Source organism: Nonomuraea sp. NPDC049637, from assembly GCF_040675235.1.
Lineage (GTDB): Bacteria > Actinomycetota > Actinomycetes > Streptosporangiales > Streptosporangiaceae > Nonomuraea.
The window spans coordinates 275,455-283,032 of record NZ_JBFAOM010000008.1 but is presented as its reverse complement, the minus strand read 5'-3'; the positions used below and the strand labels follow the sequence as shown (position 1 = coordinate 283,032).

At 73.0% G+C, this 7,578-nt stretch carries 7 protein-coding genes; all 7 read right to left on the bottom strand.

Annotated elements, in window-relative coordinates:
* Positions 1-194: 194 nt before the first annotated feature.
* Positions 195-1,142, bottom strand: a complete 948-nt coding sequence (locus AB0J71_RS14670; protein ID WP_352331469.1) for an NlpC/P60 family protein — start codon at positions 1,140-1,142, stop codon at positions 195-197.
* A gap of 233 nt (positions 1,143-1,375) precedes the next feature.
* Positions 1,376-1,864, bottom strand: a complete 489-nt coding sequence (locus AB0J71_RS14665; protein WP_364414475.1) for a universal stress protein — start codon at positions 1,862-1,864, stop codon at positions 1,376-1,378.
* A 32-nt stretch (positions 1,865-1,896) separates the two neighbouring features.
* Positions 1,897-3,336 (bottom strand): MFS transporter, encoded by a 1,440-nt coding sequence (locus AB0J71_RS14660; protein WP_364414473.1) that lies wholly within the window; start codon positions 3,334-3,336, stop codon positions 1,897-1,899.
* An 809-nt stretch (positions 3,337-4,145) separates the two neighbouring features.
* Positions 4,146-4,733, bottom strand: a complete 588-nt coding sequence (locus AB0J71_RS14655; RefSeq protein WP_364414471.1) for a DUF4396 domain-containing protein — start codon at positions 4,731-4,733, stop codon at positions 4,146-4,148.
* 330 nt (positions 4,734-5,063) lie between these two features.
* On the bottom strand, positions 5,064-6,014 hold the full coding sequence (locus AB0J71_RS14650; protein WP_364414469.1) for a M56 family metallopeptidase: 951 nt from the start codon (positions 6,012-6,014) through the stop codon (positions 5,064-5,066).
* A complete protein-coding gene (locus tag AB0J71_RS14645; RefSeq protein WP_364414467.1) occupies positions 6,011-6,385 on the bottom strand; it encodes a BlaI/MecI/CopY family transcriptional regulator in 375 nt (124 codons plus the stop codon). Before AB0J71_RS14645 ends, AB0J71_RS14650 begins: the two co-directional genes overlap by 4 nt.
* 26 nt (positions 6,386-6,411) lie before the next feature.
* On the bottom strand, positions 6,412-7,554 hold the full coding sequence (locus AB0J71_RS14640; protein WP_364414465.1) for an FAD-dependent oxidoreductase: 1,143 nt from the start codon (positions 7,552-7,554) through the stop codon (positions 6,412-6,414).
* Positions 7,555-7,578: the final 24 nt, after the last annotated feature.

Below are 7,578 nucleotides of genomic sequence, written 5' to 3'. Positions count from 1 at the left end.
CTGCCGCTGGCCGCGCTCGGCCTGCTCAACCCGATGATCGCGGGGGCCGCGATGGCCTTCTCCAGCGTGTTCGTGGTCAGCAACAGCCTGCGGCTGCGCCGCTTCAAGTGAACGACGGCCTCCAGTGAAGAGGGCTCCGGGCGCGACGCCCGGAGCCCCTTTCGCGTCCCCGGCCCGTGCACAGCCGTCGCCGGTCAGGGGCGGACGGCGCCGAGCAGCCGGGTGCGCCAGTAGTCGTCGAGGTCGACCACCTTGACGACGTCGCCGGTCTGGGGCGCGTGGACCATCTTCCCGTTGCCGGCGTACATGCCCATGTGGCCGAGTCCCTTGCTGAAGAGCAGGTCGCCGGGCTGCAACGCGTCGAGCGAGACGCGTCTGCTCGCGCCCCAGGCCCATTGCGTCCAGGTGGTGCGGGGCAGCTCGACGCCCGCGGTGCGCCAGGCGGCCTGGGTGAGGCCGGAGCAGTCGTAGGAGTTCGGGCCCTCGGCGCCGTACTGGTAGGGCTTGCCGACCTGGGCGAAGGCGAACTGCAACGCCTGGCGGGCGTTTCCCGAGGCCGAGCCGGTGTACCTGATGCCGGCGCTGTTGGGATCGCCCGCGCGGAAGGCGCCCAGCCTGCGCAGCAGCTTCGTCTGCGCCTTGACCAGCGTGTCGACCTTCGCCTTCTCCGCCCGCACCTTGTCGCGCGCCGCGTCGGCCTCGGCCAGGACGGCCCGGGCCTCGTCGCGCCGGGCGCGCAGGTCCTTGGTCGTCGCCTGGAACGCCGCCAGTTTCGCCGCCCTGGCCCGGGAGATCTGCTCCAGGGCGGCCATGCCGCTCAGCACCTCGTCGGGGGTGCCGTCGGCGACGAAGCGGCCCCAGGTCGTGAGCGGGCCCGACTGGTAGTCGCTGACCACCGCCGAGACGAGGTCTTTGCGTAACCCGTCCGCCTGGGCGTTCTTGCGCGCGACCTCGGCGTTGAGCGCGTCGTACTTCTGCTTGGCCTTCTTGTGCGCCTCGGTCGCCTGGTTGTACTGCTCGACCACCTCGTCGGCCCGCTCGTTCAGCTTCACCAGCCTGGCCCTGGCCTTGGCGGGCGACGGATCGGCCGAGGCGACGCCTGGGATGGAGACCGCCGCGACCGCCGCAAGTGTCACGGCCACTGCCGCTCGCCCCAGCCTCGTCGCCACGACCACTACGATGCCTCCTCGTACGCCTCCACGCCTGAGCCGGAATAGTACCGAAATACGCCCTGCTTGTTGGCATTTCGCCGGTACTATCCCGCGTAACAGGCCGTCGTTCCGGCTCGTGTGGGGATACGCACGCCACGTCCGGCGCGTTCACCGGAACGCCGAAACGCCCGGCTCCGATAGGAGCCGGGCGTTTCCCGACGACCTCAGCGGGCCGCGCGGTGCTCGGCGGCGCGACGGGCGTCGGCCAGCGGCTTGGACGGGACGATCAGCGTGGGACGCGCGGTGGCGTGCATGACGTGGGTGGACGTGCTGCCCGACAGCAGCGCCCGCAACCCCTGCCGCCCGCGCGAGCCCAGGACGATCAGCGAGGCGTCGGCCTCCTCGGCGGCGTCGACGATGGCGGCGGCGACGACCTCCTCCGGGACCGAGGCGACCCGCGGCTCGGCCCGCAGCCCGAGCGAGCGGGCCAGGTCGGCGCCCTCGGCGGCCAGCCGTTCCGAGGCGTCCATGGTCCTGGCGTCGATGTCCCGCAGGGCCTCCAGGGCGGGATGCCCTTCGAGGTGGGCGGCCAGGCTCTCCAGGGGCTGACGGGCGTACAGCACCACCGCGGACGCGCCGGGGAACAGCCGGGCGGCCTCCTCGACGGCGTGGCGGGCGTCGGGTGAACCGTCGTAGGCGATGAGGATGGACATGGGGATCTCCTTCGGAGCTGTGAGCGTCGAGGTCAGCCGCGGGTGGCGGCGGTGGTCTCGGCGGTGTCGGCGGCCTCGGCGGGTGCGGCGCCCCGCGAGCGGAGCGTCAGCGCGGCGATCAGGGCGCCGGCGACCGCGATCCCGGCGGCTCCCACGAAGGCCGAGGAGAAGCCGTCGGTCAGCGCGGGCAGGTTCCCGAGCTGGGCGGCGCCGTTGGCGGCGGCGACGGCCGTCATGGCGGCCAGCCCGAGGGCCGAGCCGACCTGGTAGCTGGTGTTGACGATGCCGGAGGCCAGGCCGCCCTCCTCGGGACGGGCCGAGGAGATGGCGGTGCCGAGCGAGGGGATGAAGGCCAGCGACATGCCGAGCGCGGCCACCAGGCTGGCGGGCAGGACGTCGACCGCGAAGCTGCCCTCGGGGCTGATCAGCGACAGCCAGCCCATCCCGACGGCGAGCAGGACCAGGCCCGCCACCGTGACGGCCTTGGGGCCGAACCGGTTGATGGCGCGCGGCGCCAGGACGATCATGCCGAGCATGATGAGGACGGTCATCGGCACCAGGGCCGCGCCGCTGGGGAAGGCGCTGTAGCCGAGGACCTGCTGCAGGTACAGGTTCAGGAAGAACCACATCGGGATCCAGGCGCCGCCGAGCAGGAGCTGGGTCAGGTTGGCGGCGGCCAGGTTCGGCGTACGGAAGATCGACAGCCTCATCAGCGGCTCGCGGCGGCGGGCCTGGATCGCGAGGAAGGCGACGAGCAGCGCGATCGCGGCGGCCAGCACGCCCCAGGTCTGGGCGGAGCCCCAGCCGACCTCGGGCGCCCGGACGATGGCGTAGACGGCCGCGCCCAGCCCGGCGGTGACGGTCAGCGCGCCGAGGATGTCGATGGAGCCGCGCTGGGACTGACCGGCGGGCATCAGCGGACGGGTGGCGAAGAGCGCGACGAGCGCGATCGGGATGTTGATGTAGAAGACCCAGGGCCAGCTCAGGTACTCGGTGATGACGCCGCCGAGGAACACGCCCGCGGTGCCGCCCGCCGGGGCGGCCGCGCCGTACAGGGCGAGGGCCTTGGTGAGCTCCTTGGGGTCGTGGCCGAACAGCATCATCAGCAGGGTCAGCGCGGACGGAGCGATCAGGGCCGCGCCGACGCCCTGGACGGCACGTCCGGTGAGCTCGACCCACACCTCGGGGGCGATGCCGGCGACGAGCGAGCCGGCCAGCAGGATGAGCCAGCCGGCGCCGAACAGCTTGCGTGCGCCGAACAGGTCCGAGAGCCGGCCGCCGAGCAGCAGGAGCCCGCCGAAGGCGACGACGTAGGCGTTGAAGACCCACGACAGGTTCTCCTGCGAGAAGCCGAGGTCTTCCTGGATGCGGGGGAGGGCCACGCCGATGATCGACGTGTCCATGATGACGATGAACTGGGCCGTGGCGATCAGGGCCAGGGCGGTCCATCGCCGGGGGGATGGTGCGGACATGAGCATTCTCCAGCACTACGCCGTACCCCGGTGGGGGATGCGGGCGGGTCTTTTGGGTTCCTCTGAAATACTGGTAGGGGGTATCTGGCGATGAACATACATACACCGGGGGGGTATCTGTCAAGCCCGCGCCGGAGATCACCCCGGCAGTGCACCGGGACGGCGAGCCCGCGTACGTCGCCGAGGCGGCACGACGCCTGGCCGGCGGCAGCGTTTCCGCAGCTCGAGCGGCCTCTGCCTCAAGGCGTCCGGGAGGCGTCACGGGGGCAAGGGCGCGCATTTGACGCGTGCACGGGGTTGCGATGTGCCGCACTTGTCCGGGTGGCGGGGTGTGCGGGAGCTGCGGGGGCGGAGGTGCGGGATAGGGCGCGGCATGGGGGGTGGGGGTATCGCGCGAGCTGTGCGGGGGAGGGGTATGCGGTGCGCGTCGGCGGCGCGGGGTGTGCGGGCCTTGCGGGCCGGGCCGCCGGAGGCACGGGCCGCACGTTGGGCGGCTCATGGTGGCGCCAGGACGTGCCTGCTCATGGCGGTGAGTCGGGGGCATGCCGGGGTGGACGTGCCCTCCTGGCTCGGGGGCAGGCCCGCGATGGCGTCAGGGTCATGCCGCTCGTGGAGGTGCGCCGGGTGTCGTGTCGGAGGCGTCGGGCGCTCAGGGGTCGGCGTCGGGAGCCGGGATGTGCGGTGGTCGGAGAGGCCCGCTCATGAGGGCGGGACGGGGGCTGCGAGCGGGCCCGCCTCGCGTCCGGGATTCGTGGGCGATCACGGAAGGCGGGCGGGTCGGCTCATGTCGTGCCTGGGGCGGCGTCCGGTCAGTGGCCGTGATGGCCGTGATGGCCGTGATGGCCGTGATGGCCCTCGTGTCTCTGGTGGTCGTCGCTGCCCTGGTGGCCGCCGTGGCCCTGGTGGTACTGGTGGATCACGGCGTGGCCCTTGCCGCGGGAGATGAGCCACTTGTTCACCGGCGTCGTCAGCAGGAACGCCACCAGTAGCGACCCGGCAAGCGCCACCCAGAACAGCCAGTTGCCCAGCCCGGCGTCCATGGCGCCCGGCACGGTCACCATCACGGTGTTGTCCAGCACCTCCATCACCGCGATCGAGATGGTGTCGGCGGCCAGCGCCACCTTCAGCGCCGCCTTGACGTCCACCCCGGCGCGCAGGACGCCGCGCATGGTCAGCGCGTAGCCGAACACGAAGGCCAGCGCCACCGAGATGATCACGGTGGCGAGGTTGGACAGGCCGAGCGCGGTGCCGATCACCATGCCGAGCACTTCGCCGATCGCGCACCCGGTCAGGCAGTGCAGGGTCGCCTGCGCGGCCATGGCCCACGTGGCGGCGGGCGGAGCGGCGTGATGGTGTTCCGGCGAGGAGGAGGGAGGGTGATGTCCACTATGGTCCATGGTGATACTCCTAGGAGGGGTGACCGATTTTAGGGGTATGGGGTATGCCGGTAAAGAGGGAGGTGAGCCTCTTGTCGGTGGCACGTGGGCGAAGAGAGGGTCCGAGGACCGGCTTCCCGCGAGCGGACCAGGCTACTACGACGTATAGTAGACAAAGGCGTGCCCCCATGCCGTCCGTCCACCTCGGGAACAGCCCGGCCGCCGCCCCGTCCGGGCGGGCATGAACAGGCGGGGACACGGCGAACTGGTCGCGGCGGCCGTGCGGCACTGGACGTGCTGGGGCGTCCCCTGAGGCCGTCCGGCCAGCTAGATACTAGCGACAGTAGTAGGTCAGAGCGACAGCAGCGAGTGGCAGTGGTGGGCCAGGAACGAGCCGACCCCCGGCGCCAGCGCCACCGCCGCGGGCCCGCCCAGCAGCGCGCTGACCGCCAGCAGCCCGGTCAGCCGTTCGCGGCGGCCGAGCGGCTGCTCGGGGCCGAGCAGCCGGCGTACGCGGCTGAGCGCCGTCTCCCCGCCCGCCCCGAGCGTGAACGCCGGCGCGCGCCCGGTGGCCAGGCTCACCAGCGCCGCGGCGATCTGGGCGCGCGGGTGACGGCGGGCCGCGACGTCGTCGGCGAGCAGCTCGACCAGCCGGGCGATCTCGGTCCTGGCCCGCTCGAACAGCGGCACCCCGGGAAACGCCCGCACCAGGGCCTCGGCCCCCGCCAGCACCAGATGATGACGGCCACGCAGGTGCGCCCGCTCGTGCTCCAGCACGGCGGCGATCTGCTCCGGCGTCAGGGCCCGCAACGCGCTCGTGGTGATGACGGTCTGCGCCCGCCGGCCCGGCACGCAGTACGCCAGCCGTTCGTCGTAGTCGATCACCACCACGCCCAGATCGGCGTCGCGCCGCCCGAGCAGCCGCAACATGGCGGCGTGCCGGCGACGCTCCACGGCGGCCCGCACCAGCACCGTCCCGCCGCACCAGAGCACCCTGGCGAGCACCGCGCCGGCCGCGAGCATGGCCGCGAACCCCACCCGCGACACGCTGGAGCCGTCGCCCAGCATGTCGGCGCACGCCTCGAACAACCCCGCCAGCCCGTGGCCCACGATCTCGGCCGGCACGGCGAAGGCCAGCGCGGCGAGCACCGCCGAGGCGACCACGGACGCCGCCCCCGCCTGCCACAGCGCGATCGCCAGCCGCGGCGCCCGGTCGGCCCACTTCGCGGCCCGCTGCCCCGGCACGGGCAGCCAGACGGCCGCCACCACGGTGTAACAGGCCAGCACGACGGCGGCGATCATGCGGGACGGCCCCGGTGCGGGTAGACCTGAAGGGCCGCCTCCAGCGCCGCGGCCTCCTCGGGGGTGAGCCGTTCCAGGAAATGCACGAGGGTGGCGGCCTGGTTGCCGCTGCCCGCGAGCGCGCGGCGCATCAGGTCGGCGGTGTAGGCCTCCTTGGAGGCGACCGGTTCGTAGACGTAGGCGCGGCCGACGGCCGCCCGCCGGAGCATGCCCTTGGTGTGCAGCTTGTCCATCACGGTCATCACCGTGGTGTAGGCGATGGTCCGCCGCTGCTTGAGGTCTTCGAAGACGTCGCGGACCGAGGCGGGACGCCGCCTGGCCCACATCCAGTCCATGATCGTGGATTCGAGCTCGCCAAGGCCACGCATCATGCCGGTCATGCTACCCGCGGTCGTAGTCAGAGCGCCTCGCCCGCGGCGATGGACCGCTTGAGCCTGATCAGGTCCTTCGGCGCGTTGACGGCGACCGCGCCGACCAGCACGCCGTCGCGGGCGAACGCCACGGCGAAGCGGTCCTCGTCCGGGTGGCCGGCGACGACGCGCGCCTCGTCGGCCAGGTGGGGCAGCCCGGCCGTCTGGATGCGGGCGCCGTGCACGTGGGTGGCGAAGTTGGGCACGTCCGCGAACGGCTGCGCCTCGTCGGGCCCGGCCAGCAGGTTGCGGGCGGCCACCGCGCCCTGCTCGTTGGCGTTGGACCAGTGCTCGACGCGGATCAGGGCGTCGCCGTACAGGCGGTGGGGCCAGCGGGCCACGTCGCCCGCCGCGACGACGTTCACCGAGCCGGTGGCGTACAGCGTCGGCTCGCACAGCACGCCGTCGTCCACGGCCAGGCCGCTGCCCGCCAGCCATTCGGTGTTGGGCGTCACGCCCATGCCGCCCACGACCAGGCCGGCGGACAGGACGCGGCCGTCGCCGAGCCGCACCTGCCCGCCGGTCACCTCGGTGACGCGGACACCGGTGACGAGTTCGACGCCGTTGCGCTCGTGGTGCCCGGCCAGCCAGCGCGCCGCCGCCGCGCCGAGGCCCGCGTGCATGGGGTGCGGGCCGGAGTCGACCAGGGTGACCTTGCGGCCGAGCTGCCTGGCCGTGGTCGCCACCTCGCCGCCGATGAACCCGCCGCCGATGACCAGCACGTGCTCGTGGCCGGAGTCCAGCTCGGCGCGCAGGGCCAGGGCGTCCTCAAGGGTGCGCAGGGTGTGCACGCCGTCGAGCCGCCTGGGACGGGCGCCGCTCGCGACGACCAGGCCGTCGTAGCCGAGCTCGGCGCCGTCGTCGAGGACGACCGTGCGGCTCCTGGCGTCCAGGCGTACCGCCTGCCTGCCGCGCAGCCAGTCGTCGCCGAGCTCCTCCGCGCCGGGGAGCGTGACGTCCTCGTCGCCGCGCAGGACGCTCTTGGACAGCGGCGGCCGGTTGTACGGCGCGTGCGCCTCGGCGCCGACCAGCGTGAGCTCGCCGTCGAAGCCCTCCCGGCGCAGGGTCTGGACGGCCCGCAGCCCCGCCAGCGAGGCGCCGACCACAACGATCTTGTCAAGAGTCCTCATGCAGGGCAACGATACCGGTAGGGG

Coding starts and splice junctions, on each gene's coding strand:
- AB0J71_RS14660 (WP_364414473.1), bottom strand. CDS start 3,336: ATGTCCGCACCATCCCCCCGGCGATGGACCGCCCTGGCCCTGATCGCC.
- AB0J71_RS14665 (WP_364414475.1), bottom strand. CDS start 1,864: ATGTCCATCCTCATCGCCTACGACGGTTCACCCGACGCCCGCCACGCC.
- AB0J71_RS14640 (WP_364414465.1), bottom strand. CDS start 7,554: ATGAGGACTCTTGACAAGATCGTTGTGGTCGGCGCCTCGCTGGCGGGG.
- AB0J71_RS14645 (WP_364414467.1), bottom strand. CDS start 6,385: ATGATGCGTGGCCTTGGCGAGCTCGAATCCACGATCATGGACTGGATG.
- AB0J71_RS14650 (WP_364414469.1), bottom strand. CDS start 6,014: ATGATCGCCGCCGTCGTGCTGGCCTGTTACACCGTGGTGGCGGCCGTC.
- AB0J71_RS14655 (WP_364414471.1), bottom strand. CDS start 4,733: ATGGACCATAGTGGACATCACCCTCCCTCCTCCTCGCCGGAACACCAT.